Source organism: Paenibacillus tyrphae (assembly GCF_027925525.1).
Lineage (GTDB): Bacteria > Bacillota > Bacilli > Paenibacillales > NBRC-103111 > Paenibacillus_G > Paenibacillus_G tyrfis_B.
Map to the genome: position 1 here is coordinate 18202 of NZ_BSDJ01000026.1, position 17866 is coordinate 36067.

Here is a 17866-nt window from a genome sequence, read left to right on the forward strand (position 1 = left end):
CTATTTTAAAAAAGGAGCGATATTTATGAACAACATGCGAAAAAAAGGAACAGCTCTCATTATTGGTGGAGGCATAGCCGGATTACTGTCTGCACGGGTGCTATCGGATTATTACGAAGAGGTCGTGATCGTGGAGAAGGACGATTTTCCCGCCAGTCCGGAAGACCGTGCAGGCACGCCCCAATCGTTTCATCCGCATCGCTTCACCCAGCGGGGCAAAGAGATTATGACCCGCTTTTTTCCGGACTTCGAACAGGATTTGGCGGAGCAGGGAGCCCGGTCAGTGCTGAACAAGACCGTGCACAACATGAATCAACACGGAAGCGTGGTCGTCCAGTATCCGCGCAACGATTACAAGTTCAGCCGGGCCTTGCTGGAGTGGGTCGTTCGCAAGCGCGTCCGGGAAATTCCAGGCGTCCGTTTTCTTCCGAAACATGACGTGCTGCGCTTATTGACGACGCCGGATCATGCCGCCGTCACAGGGGTTGCGGCTCGGGAACGGGGAGCGGACGGACAAGAAAAGCTTCTGATGGCCGATCTGGTCGTGGATACCAGCGGGCGGTCCTCCAAGCTGACCGCATGGCTTGAGAATCTGGGATATGACGTGCCGAAGCCGGACCTGCTGAAGGTCAATCTGGGCTACAGCACCCGGCGGTACCGGATTCCTCCCGGCCAAGCGCATCTGACCGAAACGTGGGATACTGTGATTATCGGGGGACAGCCGGCAAACGGCACGTTCTCGGGCGTATTTTCGATCATCGAGAATCAGATCGCAGAGGTACTGCTTTATCGCCCGGGCGGGCATTATCCACCAACAGATGCGGAACAATTCGAGCAGGCGGTCGCCCAGCTTCCGAGCCCGCTTATTGCCGAGCTGCTGCAAGGGCTCGAGCCGATCACCAACCCGCGCGGATTTCGTGTGCCGGCCCTGCACCGCCATCATTTTGAACAAATGGACCGGTGGCCGTCCGGACTGCTGGTGTTGGGAGATGCCTTCTGCATCTACGATCCGATCTTCGGTCAAGGCATGACCGTCGCGGCGATCGAAGCGGAGGTACTGGAATCTTGCCTGCGTGAGCAATGGGAGGCCCCACGGCCGCATTTCGAACAGCGGGCGCTCCGAAACATTCAGGCTGCGATCGAGCCCGCCTGGTGGTTGAACTGCGCGAATGATCTGCAGTGGGAGGGCGTCGAGTATGAGGGCGCGGAGCCGCTAAAAGGCATTTCGTTCGGCCGGAAATATCTCGATCTGCATCTGGAGCGTGCGACGGCCGGGCCTGATTTTAAGCTGTTCGGACTATATTGGGCCGTGAATACGCTGTCGATCTCGCCGCGGGAAATGCTGAATCCTGATCTGGTCACGAGCGTACTCGCGGCGACGGAGGAAGGCCGGCAGTGGCTTGGCGAGCTGACGCAGCAGTACGGTCAGCCGCTGGAACACGTATGGGACGACATCGTGCCCTCCTTCTCCGAGACGCCTTATCCGTCCATGAGCCGTTAAGGGCCGTTGCACTCTGGCGACCCGGTACAATAGCCATCGGATCATGAGAAATGGTATACTCATAGGCGACGTCTATCTATCTATGAATGGCCGCAAGATTTTCAGGCAAAGGAATGAATAATCATTGGCGCCTTTAAACGATGAACAATTGCACCAAATTCGCGACGAGCGCAAGGAACAGATTATGGAGGCCGCGCTTAAGGTGTTTTCCCGGCGGGGTATCGTCGGAACGAAAATGAGCATGATTGCGGCCGAGGCCGGCATCAGCCACGGCTTGCTGTACCACTATTTCAAATCGAAAGACGAGCTTTTCACGACGCTTGTCCAAATGGCGATGCTGGGAGCGCAGGACGCGATGAAGAGCATCTATGACCTGCAAGGCTCGCCGCTCGACAAAATAAAATATTTAACGAAAGAGATTCTCGACGAAGGCGGCAGGCCTTACTTCATGCTGATTTATCAAGCGCGCACGTCCGAAGGCGTCCCGGAGAAGGTGAAAGAGCTGATTGCCCAATATTCCTTGAAAAGCTTTGTCGACGAGCTGCTTCCTGTCTTCAAGGAAGGCCAACAAACGGGCGAAATTGCGGCGGGCGATCCTGCGGAGCTTATTTCCGCTTATTTATCGGTTCTTTCCAGTCTCATGATGCTGAATGCCCAAGACGAAGAAACTTACCGGCTTCCAAGCAGCGACATCTTAATGCGGATGGTAACCGGCCCTTAATCGGGAATGCCAGAAAAAAAGCAGGTGGAACGATGCAGCACGATATTCGAATTCTTATTGCCGATGACGATCGGGAAATTCGCGATCTGGTGAAAACGTATTTGGAAAGAGAAACGTACCGGATCGATGCAGCGGCAGACGGGGAAGAAGCTCTCCGTCTGTTCGAAGCGCACCGCTATAACCTAATCTTACTTGATTTGATGATGCCCAAGATCGACGGCATCGAGGTATGCCGGAGACTTCGCATGAAGACGAATGTCCCGATTCTCATGCTCACGGCTAAAGATCAGGAGATCGATAAAGTATTGGGGCTGAGCATCGGGGCGGACGACTATATTACGAAGCCTTTCAGTATCCATGAACTGGTCGCCCGGATTAAAGCCCATTTGCGGCGGTTCCTGGTTTTGGGCAGCGAAAGTGGCCCGCAGCAGGAGACAGTTCTGAGCTTTAAGAACCTTACGATTCATTTGCAAAAGTATACGGTCACGAGAGCCGGGGAAGAAATCACGCTGACGGGCAAAGAGTTCGAGCTGCTGAAGTTTATGGCTTCGCATCCCGAGCAGGTGTTTACGAAGACGCAGCTGTTCCGGCAAGTATGGGACAGCGATTATTTGGAAGACGACAATACCGTGATGGTCCATATCCGCAAGCTCCGGATGAAGATCGAGGAGGACCCGTCCGATCCGAAATGGATTCAGACCGTATGGGGCATCGGATACAAGTTTGCAGGTGACAAAGATGAGGCATGACAAAGGCGCTCTTCTCCTTGTTGTGCAGTTCATCGTCTTGTCTGCGCTTTTCATCCTGGATTGGATTTACCAGCCCCAAGGCATCGTCCACGGGGCTTTATTTGCTGCGCTGCTTGCCTTGACGGTCATCCATCTGTACGTCCGGTACCGATTCACGGCGAGGCTGAAGGCCATGGCGGCTGCGCTGAGGCGCGCCACGCAAGGGAATACGAATACCCGCCTGCTTGCGAACGATGACCGTCATTTGGACGAGGTGATCTTTTCGATCAACGAATTGATCGAGCAGCTGGCCAAGGTTCATGTCCGCACGATCCGCTCCGAGGCGGCGAGAAAAAGTCTGCTGTCCAACATCTCCCACGATATCCGGACTCCTCTCACGTCGATCATCGGCTATGCGGATGCGTTGAAGGATGACATCGCGGCTTCGAGCGAAGAGAAGGAGCGGTATCTGGACATTTTGTCCGGGAAGGCCGTCGCTTTGAAGGAGCTGATCGACGAAATTTTCGAGCTGGCCAAGCTGGATGCGGACGAAATGCCGTTGAAGCCGGAAACACTGGATTTTGCAGAAATAGTCCGGGAAGCGGTGATCGGATTTTTGCCCGAACTGAAAAAGTATGGCATTGAGCTAAAAGCCAACATTCCGGAAGAAGACTGTTCCATCGTGGCCGATCGGGTAAGCGTGCTGCGGATCGTCAGCAATCTGATCAAAAATGCGGTCGAGCATGGAAAAGACGGTAAAGTGCTGGGCATCGAGCTGGCAGAAGCAGAAGGCAAGTACCGTCTGCTGGTGTGGGACCGGGGGAGCGGGATTTCGCCGGAGGATTTGCCCCGCGTGTTCGAACGAATGTACCGCACGGACCGGGCAAGGAATCCTTCCGCTCAAGGAAGCGGGTTAGGTCTGGCCATCGCGAAGGCGCTCGCCGAGAAGCATTCGGGGACCTTATGGGCCGAAAGCGAGCCCGGCGTGAAAACGACCTTTGGCTTCACCATCCCGAAGCGGGGCGCTGCGAGCCGGGATTAAGAAACAATTAAGAACTTATTAAGAGGCATTTAAAATCGCCTGCTTATCATGAAATTACGATCTGATGAAAGCAGGAGGGGTTACGGTTTGAGTGCGGTTATTAAAACGACGCAGTTAACGAAGATGTATGGGACGCAGAAAGCGGTGGACAACCTTGACATGAATGTGCGTCAAGGTCAGATTTACGGTTTTCTCGGCCAGAACGGCGCGGGCAAAACGACGACGATCCGCATGCTGCTCGGTTTAATCAAGCCGACGCACGGAGAGATTGAAATCTTTGGCGAAAGTCTGCACAAGCATCAGAAGGAGATTTTAAGAAGAATCGGGTCGATTGTCGAGTTCTCCGGATTTTATGAGAATTTAACGGCCCGCGAGAATCTGTTAATCAACGCCAAGCTGATGGGCGTGCATAAGAAAAACGCCATGGACGAAGCTTTGGAAATCGTCGGTCTGCATCAGGAAACGAAAAAGCTGGTCGGCAGCTATTCCTTAGGGATGAAGCAGCGGCTTGGCATCGCCAGAGCCATTCTCCATCATCCTGAGCTGTTAATTTTAGACGAGCCTACCAATGGCCTGGACCCGGTAGGGATTAAGGAAATCCGCAGACTGATCAAGTCTCTCGCCGAGGAACGAAAAATAACGATTCTCGTTTCCAGCCATATTTTGTCCGAAGTCGAGCAGCTGGCCGATCAGATCGGGGTCGTCCATCAAGGGAAGCTGCTGGAGGAGATTTCCTTCGAAGAGCTTCGCAAGCGGAACCGCAAATATCTTGAGTTTCAGGTGTCCGACGACAATAAGGCGGCGATGCTGCTGGAGAAGCACTTCGGCATCACGGATTACGAGGTTCACGACGAACGGGTGATCCGGATATACAGCCATATCGGCGAGCAGGGCAAGCTCAACCGGATGCTGGTGGAGCATGGGATAGAAGTCACAAAAATGACAATGAGTGTAGACAGATTGGAAGATTACTTTATACAATTGATAGGGGGCGGGACGATTGGTTAACTTGCTCTATACCGAACTGATCAAACTGAAGCGGGCCAAGATGTTTATGGTCAGCATGCTTGGAGCCGTTTCGGCCCCTATCATGATGTTTCTCGCCTTGATGAATATGAAAAGCAAGAAGCCCGAGACTCCGATTGAGTTCGAAGTCGCTTTTATGAACACGAATATGTACGTGATTTTGCTCGTGGGAACCCTTCTGTACGGGGTCATTACGGCGTATCTGTTTCATCGGGAATATGCAGAGGATACCTTGAAAAACCTGCTGACCATCCCGGTATCCCGAGTCAGTCTGATCGTAAGCAAGCTGATTTTGCTATTTTTATGGATTATGGTCCTGACGCTCACCATTTGGTCGTTGACGCTGATCCTGGGGCTGATCGGGCAGTTTGAAGGCTTGACTATGGCTTTATTGCTCCAATCCTTGAAGCAATTTGTAGTCGGGGGCGCTCTATTGTTTCTCCTGTGCACGCCGACGATGCTGATCACCTTTTTGTTCAAAAATTACGTTCCCACCATCATCTTTACGGCGATGATCACGATGGCTAACGTGGTGCTTTCCGAATCGGAATACAAGGCTTTATTTCCATGGTCTGCCTCGTACGTGATCGCGAACGAAGGCTTCGTTCCCCAGTATCCGCCGGCTTTTTCTTACGCCGTTATACTGGCAGCTTCGCTCATCGGACTTGCGGCAACGATTATCTACTTCAAGAAGGTAGATATTCATTGATATAGATACACAGACGAGAAAATAGGAGTGTGGAGCTGTTGAATTTGTGGGAATTGTTTGTTGGATTCATTCTTGGACTCGTGGAGGGCCTTACCGAGTTCGCGCCGGTTTCATCGACCGGCCACATGATTATCGTTGACGATTTCTTGTTCCATTCCAAAGAGATGTTTCCCCCGAGCGTAGCGAATACGTTCAAGGTCGTGGTCCAGTTGGGTTCGATTCTGGCCGTCGTCGTCCTGATGTGGGACCGGTTCATGAATTTGCTCGGACTTAAAAAATTGCCGGGACAGACGCCTTCCGGCCCGCGCTTGAATCTGCTGCAGGTTTTCGTCGGCCTAGTTCCCGCCGGCGTTCTCGGGGTATTGTTCAATAAAAAAATCGATGAATATTTGTTCTCTACCCGGACGGTCATCATCGGTCTGGTGCTCGGAGCCGTTCTCATGCTCGCGGCCGATTGGTTCCGGCCCCGCCGTCCGAAGACTGAGACCGCCGATCAGATTACATACGTGCAGGCGTTTTTTGTGGGATTGTTTCAATGCTTGGCGCTGTGGCCGGGCTTTTCCCGTTCCGGATCGACCATCTCCGGCGGGGTTTTGCTTGGGATGAGCCATCGCGCCGCTGCGGATTTCACCTTCATTATGGCGGTGCCGATTATGGCCGGGGCCAGCTTCCTGTCGCTTTTGAAGAGCTGGGACTCGATTACGGCGGAAACCATTCCGTTTTTCGTCGTCGGATTTATTAGCGCCTTCATCTTCGCGCTTCTGTCGATCCGTTTCTTCCTGAAGCTGATCAACCGCATTAAGCTCGCACCGTTTGCGATTTACCGTTTGGTGCTCGCGGCTGTTATTTACTTTGTATTTTTGTAAGCAAAGAGGTAATTTTAGAGGTGTACGAGGGGGTGGGGTATCCACTTCCGACCACTCTTGTCTTCGGGAAATTTGATTGGAACCGTTTATTAGCGGATATTTCCCAAAGACAAAGGCGGCCGCTATCGCTTCTCCAGTGGATACCCCACCCACGTATGTATCTCTATTCTTGTCCAAAACCAAATTTCTCAACACCTAGCCTCCCCCCGTCATATATGGGGTCAGGCTTTTTTTGTGTAAAAAAAGCAAACCATAAATGTACTATGAACAGCAGACTACGGCTTTTTCCAACTGGGATTCCAGGACAAAGACGTTCCCCGATGTATCAAGCTGATAAGATACATGGTTTTGTTCTAAGCGGCTCGTAAGAGCCGTCGTAAGTTCTGGATTCAGGTTGGTCACATGCGCGAAAACTACGTAAGTATCGGGGCGATCGGGCATGGAAAGCCAAGATACCAAAATGCCAAAACCTATAGCTAAGCTAATGGCCATTGCTTTTTTCACATCTATCGCGTCCTTTTTATTGTATATTATACAAATATATTACATCTAACTCGTGCCAAATTAAAAATTGCTTGGCGGCGGCGATCCTGCTATCTTGGTAATGTCTGTTGAAAACTTGGGAGGAATCGCTATGTATCGCATTTACATCATAGAAGACGACGACAAAATCGGGGCCGTCCTGAAAAAAAATATGGAGAAATACGGCTTCGAAGCGGCGTGTGCGACGCAATTCCGCGAGCTGATGCCGGAGCTGGAAGCCTACGCGCCGCATCTGGTGCTGCTGGATATTAACCTGCCGTATTTTGACGGCTATTACTGGTGCAGACAAATTCGCACGCGTTCCAGTGTGCCGATCATCTTCATCTCCGCGCGGGCCGGGGAGATGGATCAGGTGATGGCCATTGAGAACGGCGGCGATGACTATATTACGAAACCGATCCCGTTGGATCTTCTCATGGCGAAGATCAAGGGGGTGCTCCGGAGAGTCTACGGGGAATATGCTGCTGCCGGACATGACGGCACGGCTGCGGGAGCTCCGGAAGCGGAGCTGAACGCGCATGGCTTGCGGCTGCACCTCGGACGGAGCGAGCTCGTATGGCAGATGCGGAAAGCGATGCTGACGAAGAACGAGCGGTTGCTGGCGGAGTGCTTCATGCGGCAGCCGGGGCGGATCGTCTCCCGGGAGCAGCTTCTGGAGGCGCTGTGGGACGATGTGCAGTTTGTCGATGACAATACGTTAACGGTCAATGTGACCAGGCTTCGGAAGAAGCTGGAGGAGCTGGGACTGCCGAAGACCATCGAAACGGTGCGCGGCCAAGGCTATATGCTTCACTTACGCGACGAGCGGGAGGGGGTGGACGCATGAGAGGGGCGTCGGCCGCTATATTTTTGCGCGATCGGCTCGTTTATGCGCTTGTATGCCTGCTTCTGATCGGACTCGGCGCCGGGCTGATGCTGCTGGAGAGGGCACGCAATCCGGAGGGGATTGGGACGGGCACAATCTCTTATTTTGTCATCCTCGGATTATTTGTTGTCGGCGTGTGGCTGGCCGTTGATTATATTCGCCAAAGTGCGTATTACAAGCAGTTGAAGCATGCGGTGGAGAGGTCCGGCGAGCTGCAGGCCGCCGCGGTCATCCAGTCCGCGGTTACGAGCGAGCAGCGGCTTGTCATGCGTTTGCTGCAGGAGCAGCACAGCGCTTATTTGAACGAGCTTGGGCAATACCGCCACCAACAGGAGCAGCACAATCATTTTGTGATGCAATGGGTGCATCATATGAAAACCCCCGTATCCGTTATCGACTTGTTGGTGCAGGATGCTCTGACCCAGTTGCCTGTTACGGAAGAGGAACAGAAGCAGCTGGCGCTCAGCCTGCAGGAGGAAGCCGAACGCATGACGAGGGGGCTCGATCTGATGCTGAATACGGCGCGTCTCGATAAGTTTCGAATGGATCTCCATTTCCGGGAAACGGCGCTTCACGAGCTGGTGCGCGCCGTCATGAATGCGCATAAGCGGCTCTGTATCCGGCACTCTATCTTTCCGCAGATCGCAGGTGAAGCGTGGGTGGAAACGGACGGAAAATGGATGACGGTCGTCCTGAATCAGTTTGTCAGCAACGCGATCAAATACAGCAAGGGCAAGCCGGGAACCAAGAAGCTTATTTTCCGATTGGAACCGGATGCGGACGGAGGCAGCAAGCTGAGCGTGACAGACGAGGGGATCGGAATTGCGCCCCACGATCTGCCGCGAATCTTCGATCCGTTCTTCACCGGAGAGAACGGACGGGGGGCCGGAGAGGCGACTGGCATGGGACTCTATTTGGCAAAGCAGGTATGCAGCGGACTCGGACACCGGTTGTCCGTGGAGTCGAAGCTGGGCGAGGGAACGACGTTTACCGTTTTATTCCACCCACGGAGCATCCATGCGTTAGGTGACAAGGAAGAACGGGACATGCACTCCAGGTGACAAGTTTGTAAGGTACATTGTCATGCAAATCGATGGGACCGGCGTCTCCTTCGAGCTATACTAGCGCTATGGACATGGAAGACAGCAATGAAGGAGGGACCGAACAAACGATGAGTGTACTAAAAGCGCAGGGGCTCGGCAAAACATACAGCTCCCCCGGAAATATCGTATACAAAGCGTTGGAGGATATTGATTTGACGATCGAGGCGGGCGAGTTTGTCGGCGTCATGGGGCCGTCGGGAAGCGGGAAGACGACGCTGCTGAATCTGCTGGCCACGATTGACCGCCCGACGTCGGGGCGCATCGAGATCAACGGGGCTGACCCGGCAGCGCTAAGTGACAAGAAGCTGGCGTTATTCCGGCGGCGCGAACTTGGTTTCGTGTTTCAGGATTTCAACCTGCTCGATACGTTGTCGATCAAGGAAAATGTGATTTTGCCCCTTGTTCTGGAAGGGATGGCTCCGAACCTGATCGAGCAGCGGCTGGAGCCGCTTGTCGATAAACTGCAAATCGCCGGGCTGCTCGGCAAACGTCCGTATGAGGTGTCTGGCGGGCAGAAGCAGCGCGCGGCGATCGCGCGGGCGCTCATTCACAAGCCGTCTCTGCTGCTGGCCGACGAGCTGACCGGCAATCTCGATTCGAAGGCGGCCAAGGATGTCATGGATGCGCTTCAGGAGATGAACGAGCACTTCCAGGCGACCGTGCTGATGGTCACGCACGATCCTTTCTCGGCCAGCTATTGCCGGCGCATCGTGTTTATTAAAGACGGCAAGCTGTTCTCGGAATTGCGGCGCGGTACGAGCCGGCAAGTGTTTTTCCAACAAATCTTGGACGCGCTCAGCGTGCTGGGAGGGAATTTCGATGACGTTTCGCTCGCTCGCGCTTAGCAACATCCGCGGCAATTGGCGGTCGTACGGCGCATTTTTTATGAGCAGTGTATTTTCCGTCATGATTTTCTACATCTACGCCGCGTTTCTCGCTCATCCCGAGGTGGCAAGCGGCCGGCTTGTGGCTGCCGCAAAAGTCCGACAGGGCATGGTGTTCTGCGAATATGTCATTGTCATCTTCTCGTTTCTGTTCGTGCTTTATTCCAACTCCGCGTTTCTGAAGACGCGCCAGCAGGAGTTCGGCCTGTTCTCGCTGTTCGGGATGACCCGCGCACAGCTCCGCAAGCTTGTTTTGTACGAAAACGCGGCGATTGCGGCGCTGTCCATCGGAGCGGGGATCGGGCTTGGCATCCTGTTCAGCAAGCTGTTCTTTATGGGGCTTGGCGTGCTGCTCGGGATGAGCGATACGATCCCGTTTGCCGTTCCGCAGCAGGCGGTGTGGGTTACCGCGGGGGGCTTCTTCCTGCTGTTCACGCTGATTTCGCTGTGGACGACGCTGCGAATAAGCCGCACGGAAATCGCCGAGCGGCTTAAAGCTTCGCGTAAGCCGAAAGGGCAACTCGTCTATTCGCGCTGGCTTGCGCTGCTTGCGGTGGTCTGTCTGGGGACGGGCTACAGCCTGGCGCTGACGTTGAACGAGGCTTATTTCGATCTGAAGGTGCTGCTGATTCTGCTTACAGTGGTCCTCGGCACGTATCTTTTGTTTACACAGTTCAGCTTTCTGTTTCTGCGGCTGATCCGGAAGCGCACCGGCATCTACTACAACAGAACGAATATGCTCGTCTATGCCCAGCTTGGCTACAAAATGAAAGACAACGCTCGTGTGTTTTTCGTCGTATCGATTTTGAGCGCGGTTATTTTAACGGCTTCCAGCGCGGTGTATATGCTTGCGGTTGCGGGGCAATACCAGGATCTGAAGACGCAATACGATAATTTTCGAGAAGTGATCGCCCTGACGATGTTTATCGGTCTCTTCATCAGCCTGCTGTTCTTTATCGCGTCCGGTAGCATGATGTATTTCAAGCTGTTTACGGAGCTGCAGGAGGACCGTACGCAATTCAAGGCTTTGACCCGAATCGGCATCACCTTGGACGAAATTCGCGCAATCGTCGTTCCGCAGGTCAGCGTCATGTTCTTCGCGCCCTGTCTGATTGGCATTGCCCACGCGCTCGTTGCGATGAAAGCACTGGATAACCTGCTTCATTTATCCAATTGGCTTTATTCGTTCGTCGTCATCGGCGTATATATGGCCATGCAGACGCTTTACTTTGTCGTCGCGTGCAGAGGGTATATGAAAAGCGTGCTTCGCGGCGTAGCTTCGTAAGCGGAAAGAAGACAAAAGGACTGAACGAAGGAGATTAGACAATGAAATTTTTTTACGCAAAATTTTTCCATATATTTCTTTTAATGATAATAATTTCTTTGTGGGTCGTGTCCCCACTGTCGGCTAAGGCCGAAGCGAAAACGTTTCAGATCGATCCTGCGAAAATCGATGCCTACGTCGAAGCGGCCATGGATAGGCTTCACATTCCGGGCGCGGCTTTGGGGATCGTCAAGGGCGACCGGACCGTCTACCTGAAGGGCTATGGCATCTCGGGCCCGGATCAAGCGCCCGTCACGCCGCAGACGCCTTTTGTCCTCGGCTCCACCAGCAAGTCGTTTACCGCCCTGGCGGTCATGCAGCTGGCGGAGGCCGGGAAAATTGAGCTCGATGCGCCGGTGCAGCGGTATTTGCCATACTTTCGAACCGCCGATCAGACAGCTTCTTCCAAAATAACCGTTCGCCACTTATTGCATCAAACCAGCGGATTTTCCATCTATGCCGGCCGTAAAGGAATGGTAGAAGGGGACAAGCCGATCGAGCAGCATATCCGGGACCTGAAGGATACGCCGCTCACCAAGCCTGCAGGCACCGGGTATGAATATTCGAACCTAAACTACAATATTCTTGGCGGGATCGTCCAAGCGGTCTCCGGGAAACCGTATACCCAATATGTGAGCGACCATATTTTCAAGCCGCTGGCGATGAATCATAGCTACGCCGCCCCGGAGCAAGCCCGGAACGACGGTCTGGCAACCGGATATCAGCCCGTTTTCGGGTATATGGTCCCGACCAAGCAATTGAATCACGAGGCGACCGTCGCGTCAGGCTACTTGATTTCCAGCGCCGAAGATATGTCCAATTACTTAATCGCTCAGCTGAACGGGGGCCGATTCCAAGCCCGGACCGTCCTGTCCGAGCAAGGCGTCCGGCAAATGCACGAGCCTGGGGCATCGATCGCAGACGGCTTATTTTACGGCATGGGATGGAGCGTCAACAACAGCGTCATTTTTCATAACGGCATTACGGAGAATACGTATTCGTTTATGGCGATGGATGGGGATTACGGCATCGTCCTGCTGATCAATGCCTACGATTTTCTTTCATCCTACGACGGCATCGTTTCGGGACTTAACGGAATTGTTCACGGTCAGGAACGCTCGGCAGCCGAACTGCCCGATTATACGAAATCTTACGCGATCCTGGATCTGATTATGGCAGTCATTCTTGCTCTGATCCTCAGATCCGTTTACAGCTTATGGACCTGGAAAACAAAATTTAAAGCGACGCCGCTGCGTATAACCGCTCATGCCGTGTCTATTCTGCTCCTGAATGTGCTGCTTCCTTTGGCGGTATTGATTTATTTCCCTAAGCTGGACCCGGCTCCATGGCAGGTCGTCACGCTGTTTTTTCCTGGTGCGGGACACGCGCTCTTGCTCATCCCTATCGTGTTGTTGGGTCTGGGGGCGATCAAAACCGTTCTGCTCCTCCGCAGCGGCTTGGGGAGAAAAAGACCTGCCGCGAGGAGGGTGGCCGGATGATGAAGATGTTGGAGAATCTGGCCGCCGCCGCGATGACTACGGCCATTGTCAGCTTGCTGCTCCACGCTCCGTTTGTGAACGGCCGACCGTTAATTGACATGATCCGGGTTTTGTTTTCATAGACAGGCCTGTTTCCGGACGGGTTGTTCCTTCCTTCGTGATTCGGTTCATAGCCTTCGTAGACAAAAGGGAGTAAGGTAAACGTATCCGAAGGGGGGCAGGCCAGTGGGAAATAACGGTAACGACTACGGAATTCGCATCGATTCGTATCGGGCGGGGGACGATTATGTGTTTTTGGTCACCGGGGGAGCAGCGCATGTGGGCGCGGTCGCCTGCGCTTACCGGCACGAAGGGGGGATCCGGTCGGAGAAAATATCTGTGCCTGGGCACCGGGAAGGGGAGCTGGTCCAGGAGTTGGCCGAAAGCGCAGCATCGAAGCTCGGCCATCGTGCCGTCGTGATTATGGGAATCCATATCGATCACGCGACGAAGCAGGATATTGCACAAATTATTACTCTCGTACATGAGAAGATGAGGGCCACTCTCGAAAGCGAGGAGCGATGAGCACACTGATCCGGGTTCTTAATAAAAATTTAAAAGAACGGACCGGGCCGTTTTTGAAAGCCTATTTTTGTTTAGTGTCGTTTAATAATACAACGAATATTTAGTTATAAAGTCGGCATTTTCCTATAATTTTAGAGGGATTTTCAGGAAAACCCGTGGAATTAGCGAAAACTACGCGATGTACAACCCCAAAGCACTTTTTCGCTATAAAGCAAAAATGCTTTAAATCATGTTCTTGTATTTCATGCTTGTTTCGTTATAAAATGCATCTTAATTAAATCAACTGAATGTTCTGACAAGCAATGAAGGAGAGAGTAAGCGAAGAACGCTTCTTGCCAGGGACGGCGTGCCGGCGACTGAGAGCACCCGACGAAGCACTGCGCTGAAGTTCACTCCTGAGCTGGTGCCTGATGAGCGGCCTGAATCAACAAGGCTTCTTGTAGGGTTACCCGTGGGTCCTGCGTTAAAGGATGGAAAGTGAGAAGAGCACTCCGGTTCGTTTGGCGAAGGGAGCGCACTTCTAATAAGGGTGGTACCACGGCTCCTCGTCCCTTGCGACGGGGGGCCTTTTTTATGTTCCAACAAAAAACAATTCAAGGAGCGGATGAGAAATGAACCAACCAAGTTTAGAGCCTTTACGCCAAAAATTGGACGAAACGAACCGCCAGCTTCTGGAGCTGTTGTCGGAACGCGCCCAGATCGCCCAGGAAATCGGGAACATCAAGGAGAAGCAGGGGATTCCGAAATTCGACCCTGTACGGGAGAAGGAAATGCTGACGGAGCTAGTAGCCAGCAACAAAGGACCTTTTACCGACGATACGATCCGGCACTTGTTCAAGCAAATTTTCCAGGCTTCGCTGAATCTTCAGGTAACCGATCATAAGAAGCAGCTTCTGGTCAGCCGGAAGAAGCAAAAGGAAGATACCGTCGTTACGTTGGGTGACGATGTGAAGGTCGGCGGAGGAAGTCCCGTTCTGATTGCAGGACCTTGCTCCGTAGAAAGCTACGATCAGACGCGGACGGTAGCCGCGGCGCTGAAGCAGGCGGGCATTACCGTGCTGCGCGGAGGGGCATTTAAACCGAGAACTTCCCCTTACGATTTTCAGGGGCTGGGCATTGAGGGGCTTAAAATATTGAAGGAAGTCGGCGACGAATTCGGTCTGAAAACGATCAGCGAAATCGTTGATCCCGCTCATGTGGAATTGGCATGCGAGTATATCGATGTCATTCAGATCGGCGCTCGCAATATGCAAAACTTCGAGCTGCTGAAAGCGGCGGGCGAGGTGCGCAAGCCGATTCTGCTCAAGCGCGGGCTGGCGGCGACGATCGACGAGTTCCTTCATGCGGCCGAGTATATATTGGCCCGCGGCAACACGCAGGTCATGCTCATCGAACGCGGCATTCGCACGTACGAAAAGGCGACCCGCAATACGCTCGATATTTCCGCCGTGCCGATCCTGAAGCAGGAAAGCCATCTGCCGGTGCTGGTCGACGTCACGCACTCGACAGGACGCAAAGATATTCTCGCCCCATGCGCGAAAGCGGCTCTAGCCGCCGGTGCCGACGGGGTTATGGTCGAGGTGCATCCGGACCCGGCCACGGCATTGTCTGATGCCGCCCAGCAGCTCAATATCGAGGAGTTCGGGAATTTTTACGCTCAGGTGCGGGAGTCCGGCCTTCTCGGGTAGATTAGCATAATACAGAACCGTCTGGAAATTTCCGGACGGTTTTTTATTTAACGGCGGCTTCCAGTTTGGGTAGTGGACCCTGCTTTTGCTGCCCCGCGAAGTAATTTACGACGAAATCGCGAAAATTACAGGCCGCCTTCGATAAATATCGCTTCTCGTGCCATGCGAGCTGGAACGTGCGTTGGCATACAGGCTGTTCGATATGCAGCAGCGTAAGCGGCGTTGAGGTTGCGTTAATATTGCATCCCCCCGCAAAAGCGACGCCCAGCCCAGTGCGCACCAAGCTTGCTATGGCGGCAGGTTCGTCAACCCGGCAGACGAATTTTGGCGATATTCCCGCTTCACGGCAGAACGCATCGTTCATCTTTTGGAAAATAAATCCTTCCTTATACCCGATAAACGGCTCGTCGGCCACCTCGCTTAACGCCACGCTGCCACGATCCGCCAGACGGTGCCCCGGTGGCACGGCCAGATACACTTCTTCGTGCAGGACGGCCACGGCATCGATGTCCGACCCTTCGATGGGCATCGCCGTGAAACAAAAATCGACCTCTCCGGCTTCGAGAAGCTGCGCCATTTCATCCATGGAAGCTTGGGTCATGCGAAAGTTCACATTCGGGTAAACCGATAAAAACGCGCTTAAAGGGTCCGTCAGGCGATTCAGCGTGGACATGGCCAAGCTGATGCTTCCCTGTTCGCTGCCGGCCATGTCGGCCACTTCCCGGCGGCCTTCCTCCAACGCGTTCAGTGCCGTTTCCACTTTGTCCAGAAACGCTTTGCCGAATGAGTTGAGCCGGATTTGCCGGCCCTCGCGGTCGAACAACGGCACGCCCACATCGGCCTCCAGCCGGGAAATCGTTTTGCTAAGCGCCGGCTGTGCGATGTGGAGCTCTTGCGCCGCTCTCGTCATATGCTCCAGCTTGGCGACCGTCCGAAAATAATGGAGCTGCAGCAATTCCATCCTCGTTCACTCCTTTTTCATTCCCATTCATTCATATACTCAAGGTTATATAATCTATGAGATAAGATGTATTTTTGTTTATTTATGTTCCAGTATAAAATAAATGCTGCAAGCGGGCAAATTCCTGCGAATTCCAAATCAGGAGGCGTGACCATGAGTTCAACATTGTTTATTAAAGCGAACAATCGTCCCATCGATCAAGCGGTAAGCGTGCAATTGTATTACGCTTTTTTGGACAGCTATAAGGAAACCCATCCCGGAGAATCGATGACGGAACTGGATTTGTACCGGGAAAATCTGCCGTACCTGGATACCCATCTGATCAGCGGAAGCTACAAATCCGGACGCGGCCTGCCGCTAACACCCGAGGAACAGGCGATCACCTCGCTCGCGGACAAATACTTGGACCAATTTTTGGCCGCCGATAAAGTGGTTTTCGCTTTTCCGCTCTGGAATTTGACTGTTCCGGCGGTACTGCACACGTATTTCGATTATTTGAACCGGGCGGGCAAAACGTTCAAGTTTACGGCGGAAGGCGCCATCGGTCTGGTGCCCGATAAAAAAGCCGTTTTGCTGAGTGCGAGAGGCGGCATCTATTCGGAAGGCGAGGCGGCTTCCTATGAAATGTCGGTCAATTGGGTTCTGGCGAATCTACGGTTATTCGGCATGACGGACATTACCACCGTGATCGTCGAAGGCCATGGCCAATATCCGGACCGGAAGGAAGCTATTGTTGGAGATGGAATTCAGCGCGCTGTCCAAGCGGCGAAAGTTTTTTGAGTCTAAGCGGAAATAGAATTGCGGATAGGCGCAGAGAGAAGCTGCGCGGGAGCGGACTGTTCCTGCGGCGGCGATAAAAAGGAGGAGTTTGGTATGAAAGCAGCGGCGTTTTCTTCTCCGGGCACACCGGATGTGCTGCAAACGATGGAATTTGATGATCCCCAAGCGGGAGCGGGGCAGGTGAGGGTGCGTGTCAAGGCGGCAGGCGTGCAGCCGTTCGACTTGGCGCTGCGGAGCGGCTGGAGCCCTCCGCCCGGTATAACGGTACAGTTCCCGCAAATTCCGGGCAACGAGTTCGCCGGGGTTATCGATCAAGTCGGGGAAGGGGTCACCGGGTTTGCCGTCGGCAGCGAGGTGATCGGCTACAAAATGCTAACCTGCTATGCCGAGTATGTGACGGTCGATGCCAGTCAAATCGTCGTCAAACCGCAGAGCATGCCTTGGGAGGTGGCAGGCGGTCTGTCTGGGGCAGGACAAGCGGCGTATACCGGGCTGAAGGAGATTGGGGCAGGCCGTGGCGACACGGTATTGATCCATGCCGCCGCAGGCGCCGTCGGTACGATTGCCGTACAGCTGGCCCGGGCTTGGGGAGCGACGGTCATCGGTACCGCCAGCGAGCGCAACCACGACTACCTGCGTTCGCTCGGCGCCATACCCGTCGCCTATGGAGAAGGTCTGGCCGACAGAGTGCGGGCTCTCGCTCCGCATGGGATCGACGCGGTGCTTGACGGGGCCGGAGGCGACGCCCTGCGCGTCTCAGTGGAATTGGTCCGGAACCGGGAGCGCATCGGCACCCTCGTCGGCTTCGACTTGGCCGAGGAATTGGGCATCCGCCCGATCCGAAGCCAGCGGTCGGCCGCCCGGCTGGCGGAGCTTGCCGATCTGTACGAGCAGGGGAAGCTGCGCCTCCACATTCGCAGCACATTCCCCCTGCGCCAAGCCGCCGATGCCCACCGCGAAGTCGAAACCGGACACGGGCGCGGTAAAGTTGTTCTAACGTTCGATTAGAGGCAGGGAAAAAGAGGGCGGTTCGGAATTCGCAAGTTTTTCCGTTTTTAACCG

19 protein-coding genes are annotated in these 17866 nt (G+C 53.8%); 17 read left to right on the forward strand and 2 right to left on the reverse strand.

Annotated elements, in window-relative coordinates; translation table 11 throughout:
- Positions 1-25 precede the first annotated feature (25 nt).
- The 7 genes from QMG93_RS25240 (at position 26) to QMG93_RS25270 (ending at position 6593) form a co-directional block, all read left to right on the forward strand.
- A complete protein-coding gene (locus tag QMG93_RS25240) occupies positions 26-1501 on the forward strand; it encodes an FAD-dependent oxidoreductase (RefSeq protein WP_281941426.1) in 1476 nt (491 codons plus the stop codon).
- A gap of 124 nt (positions 1502-1625) precedes the next feature.
- The gene (locus QMG93_RS25245) at positions 1626-2222 is read left to right on the forward strand and encodes a TetR/AcrR family transcriptional regulator (protein WP_281941427.1); all 597 of its coding nucleotides are present in this window, start codon (positions 1626-1628) and stop codon (positions 2220-2222) included.
- A gap of 32 nt (positions 2223-2254) precedes the next feature.
- On the forward strand, positions 2255-2971 hold the full coding sequence (locus tag QMG93_RS25250; protein ID WP_281941429.1) for a response regulator transcription factor: 717 nt from the start codon (positions 2255-2257) through the stop codon (positions 2969-2971).
- Positions 2961-3992: a sensor histidine kinase gene (locus tag QMG93_RS25255; RefSeq protein ID WP_281941431.1), complete on the forward strand. Its 1032-nt coding sequence runs from the start codon at positions 2961-2963 to the stop codon at positions 3990-3992. Before QMG93_RS25250 ends, QMG93_RS25255 begins: the two co-directional genes overlap by 11 nt.
- Before the next feature lie 87 nt (positions 3993-4079).
- Positions 4080-5000 carry an ABC transporter ATP-binding protein gene (locus QMG93_RS25260; RefSeq protein ID WP_216794973.1) on the forward strand — a complete coding sequence of 307 codons (921 nt, stop codon included), beginning with the start codon at positions 4080-4082 and terminating at the stop codon, positions 4998-5000.
- Positions 4993-5727, forward strand: coding sequence for an ABC transporter permease (locus QMG93_RS25265; RefSeq protein ID WP_281941433.1), 735 nt, complete (start codon positions 4993-4995; stop codon positions 5725-5727). The genes QMG93_RS25260 and QMG93_RS25265 overlap by 8 nt, the downstream gene beginning before the upstream one ends.
- A gap of 38 nt (positions 5728-5765) precedes the next feature.
- Positions 5766-6593, forward strand: a complete 828-nt coding sequence (locus tag QMG93_RS25270) for an undecaprenyl-diphosphate phosphatase (RefSeq protein ID WP_281941435.1) — start codon at positions 5766-5768, stop codon at positions 6591-6593.
- A 261-nt stretch (positions 6594-6854) separates the two neighbouring features.
- Here the strand turns inward: QMG93_RS25270 and QMG93_RS25275 are convergent, their stop codons facing one another.
- The gene (locus QMG93_RS25275; protein ID WP_281941437.1) at positions 6855-7097 is read right to left on the reverse strand and encodes a hypothetical protein; all 243 of its coding nucleotides are present in this window, start codon (positions 7095-7097) and stop codon (positions 6855-6857) included.
- Between the two features lie 130 nt (positions 7098-7227).
- On the opposite strand from QMG93_RS25275, the gene QMG93_RS25280 reads away from it, so the two are divergent.
- From QMG93_RS25280 to QMG93_RS25315, 8 genes are all read left to right on the forward strand, one after another.
- Positions 7228-7962: a response regulator transcription factor gene (locus QMG93_RS25280; RefSeq protein WP_281941439.1), complete on the forward strand. Its 735-nt coding sequence runs from the start codon at positions 7228-7230 to the stop codon at positions 7960-7962.
- The gene (locus QMG93_RS25285) at positions 7959-9062 is read left to right on the forward strand and encodes a sensor histidine kinase (RefSeq protein ID WP_281941441.1); all 1104 of its coding nucleotides are present in this window, start codon (positions 7959-7961) and stop codon (positions 9060-9062) included. Before QMG93_RS25280 ends, QMG93_RS25285 begins: the two co-directional genes overlap by 4 nt.
- A 110-nt stretch (positions 9063-9172) precedes the next feature.
- Positions 9173-9949 carry an ABC transporter ATP-binding protein gene (locus tag QMG93_RS25290; protein WP_281941443.1) on the forward strand — a complete coding sequence of 259 codons (777 nt, stop codon included), beginning with the start codon at positions 9173-9175 and terminating at the stop codon, positions 9947-9949.
- Complete coding sequence (locus QMG93_RS25295; protein WP_281941445.1) at positions 9924-11273, forward strand: ABC transporter permease; 1350 nt, start codon at positions 9924-9926, stop codon at positions 11271-11273. The genes QMG93_RS25290 and QMG93_RS25295 overlap by 26 nt, the downstream gene beginning before the upstream one ends.
- A gap of 107 nt (positions 11274-11380) precedes the next feature.
- Complete coding sequence (locus QMG93_RS25300; protein WP_281941556.1) at positions 11381-12811, forward strand: serine hydrolase domain-containing protein; 1431 nt, start codon at positions 11381-11383, stop codon at positions 12809-12811.
- Positions 12808-12933, forward strand: a complete 126-nt coding sequence (locus tag QMG93_RS25305) for a hypothetical protein (RefSeq protein WP_281941448.1) — start codon at positions 12808-12810, stop codon at positions 12931-12933. The genes QMG93_RS25300 and QMG93_RS25305 overlap by 4 nt, the downstream gene beginning before the upstream one ends.
- 103 nt (positions 12934-13036) lie before the next feature.
- Positions 13037-13375 (forward strand): hypothetical protein, encoded by a 339-nt coding sequence (locus QMG93_RS25310; protein ID WP_281941449.1) that lies wholly within the window; start codon positions 13037-13039, stop codon positions 13373-13375.
- 611 nt (positions 13376-13986) lie between these two features.
- On the forward strand, positions 13987-15063 hold the full coding sequence (locus tag QMG93_RS25315) for a bifunctional 3-deoxy-7-phosphoheptulonate synthase/chorismate mutase (protein ID WP_216794963.1): 1077 nt from the start codon (positions 13987-13989) through the stop codon (positions 15061-15063).
- Positions 15064-15106: 43 nt separating this feature from the next.
- Here the strand turns inward: QMG93_RS25315 and QMG93_RS25320 are convergent, their stop codons facing one another.
- Positions 15107-16024: a LysR family transcriptional regulator gene (locus QMG93_RS25320; RefSeq protein ID WP_281941451.1), complete on the reverse strand. Its 918-nt coding sequence runs from the start codon at positions 16022-16024 to the stop codon at positions 15107-15109.
- A 153-nt stretch (positions 16025-16177) separates the two neighbouring features.
- Here QMG93_RS25320 and QMG93_RS25325 point away from each other — a divergent pair, with 153 nt between their 5' ends.
- Together QMG93_RS25325 and QMG93_RS25330 are read left to right on the forward strand one after the other, a co-directional pair.
- Entirely contained in the window at positions 16178-16804 is a 627-nt protein-coding gene (locus QMG93_RS25325) for an FMN-dependent NADH-azoreductase (protein ID WP_281941452.1), read from the forward strand.
- 93 nt (positions 16805-16897) lie between these two features.
- On the forward strand, positions 16898-17812 hold the full coding sequence (locus tag QMG93_RS25330) for an NADP-dependent oxidoreductase (protein ID WP_281941454.1): 915 nt from the start codon (positions 16898-16900) through the stop codon (positions 17810-17812).
- The last annotated feature ends 54 nt before the right edge of the window (positions 17813-17866 follow it).

Excerpts from the sequence above, each read along its gene's own strand:
- QMG93_RS25240 (WP_281941426.1), top strand. The coding sequence starts at position 26 with ATGAACAACATGCGAAAAAAAGGAACAGCTCTCATTATTGGTGGAGGC.
- QMG93_RS25320 (WP_281941451.1), bottom strand. The coding sequence starts at position 16,024 with ATGGAATTGCTGCAGCTCCATTATTTTCGGACGGTCGCCAAGCTGGAG.
- QMG93_RS25255 (WP_281941431.1), top strand. The coding sequence starts at position 2,961 with ATGAGGCATGACAAAGGCGCTCTTCTCCTTGTTGTGCAGTTCATCGTC.
- QMG93_RS25295 (WP_281941445.1), top strand. The coding sequence starts at position 9,924 with ATGACGTTTCGCTCGCTCGCGCTTAGCAACATCCGCGGCAATTGGCGG.
- QMG93_RS25325 (WP_281941452.1), top strand. The coding sequence starts at position 16,178 with ATGAGTTCAACATTGTTTATTAAAGCGAACAATCGTCCCATCGATCAA.
- QMG93_RS25290 (WP_281941443.1), top strand. The coding sequence starts at position 9,173 with ATGAGTGTACTAAAAGCGCAGGGGCTCGGCAAAACATACAGCTCCCCC.
- QMG93_RS25250 (WP_281941429.1), top strand. The coding sequence starts at position 2,255 with ATGCAGCACGATATTCGAATTCTTATTGCCGATGACGATCGGGAAATT.
- QMG93_RS25315 (WP_216794963.1), top strand. The coding sequence starts at position 13,987 with ATGAACCAACCAAGTTTAGAGCCTTTACGCCAAAAATTGGACGAAACG.
- QMG93_RS25285 (WP_281941441.1), top strand. The coding sequence starts at position 7,959 with ATGAGAGGGGCGTCGGCCGCTATATTTTTGCGCGATCGGCTCGTTTAT.
- QMG93_RS25280 (WP_281941439.1), top strand. The coding sequence starts at position 7,228 with ATGTATCGCATTTACATCATAGAAGACGACGACAAAATCGGGGCCGTC.
- QMG93_RS25305 (WP_281941448.1), top strand. The coding sequence starts at position 12,808 with ATGATGAAGATGTTGGAGAATCTGGCCGCCGCCGCGATGACTACGGCC.
- QMG93_RS25330 (WP_281941454.1), top strand. The coding sequence starts at position 16,898 with ATGAAAGCAGCGGCGTTTTCTTCTCCGGGCACACCGGATGTGCTGCAA.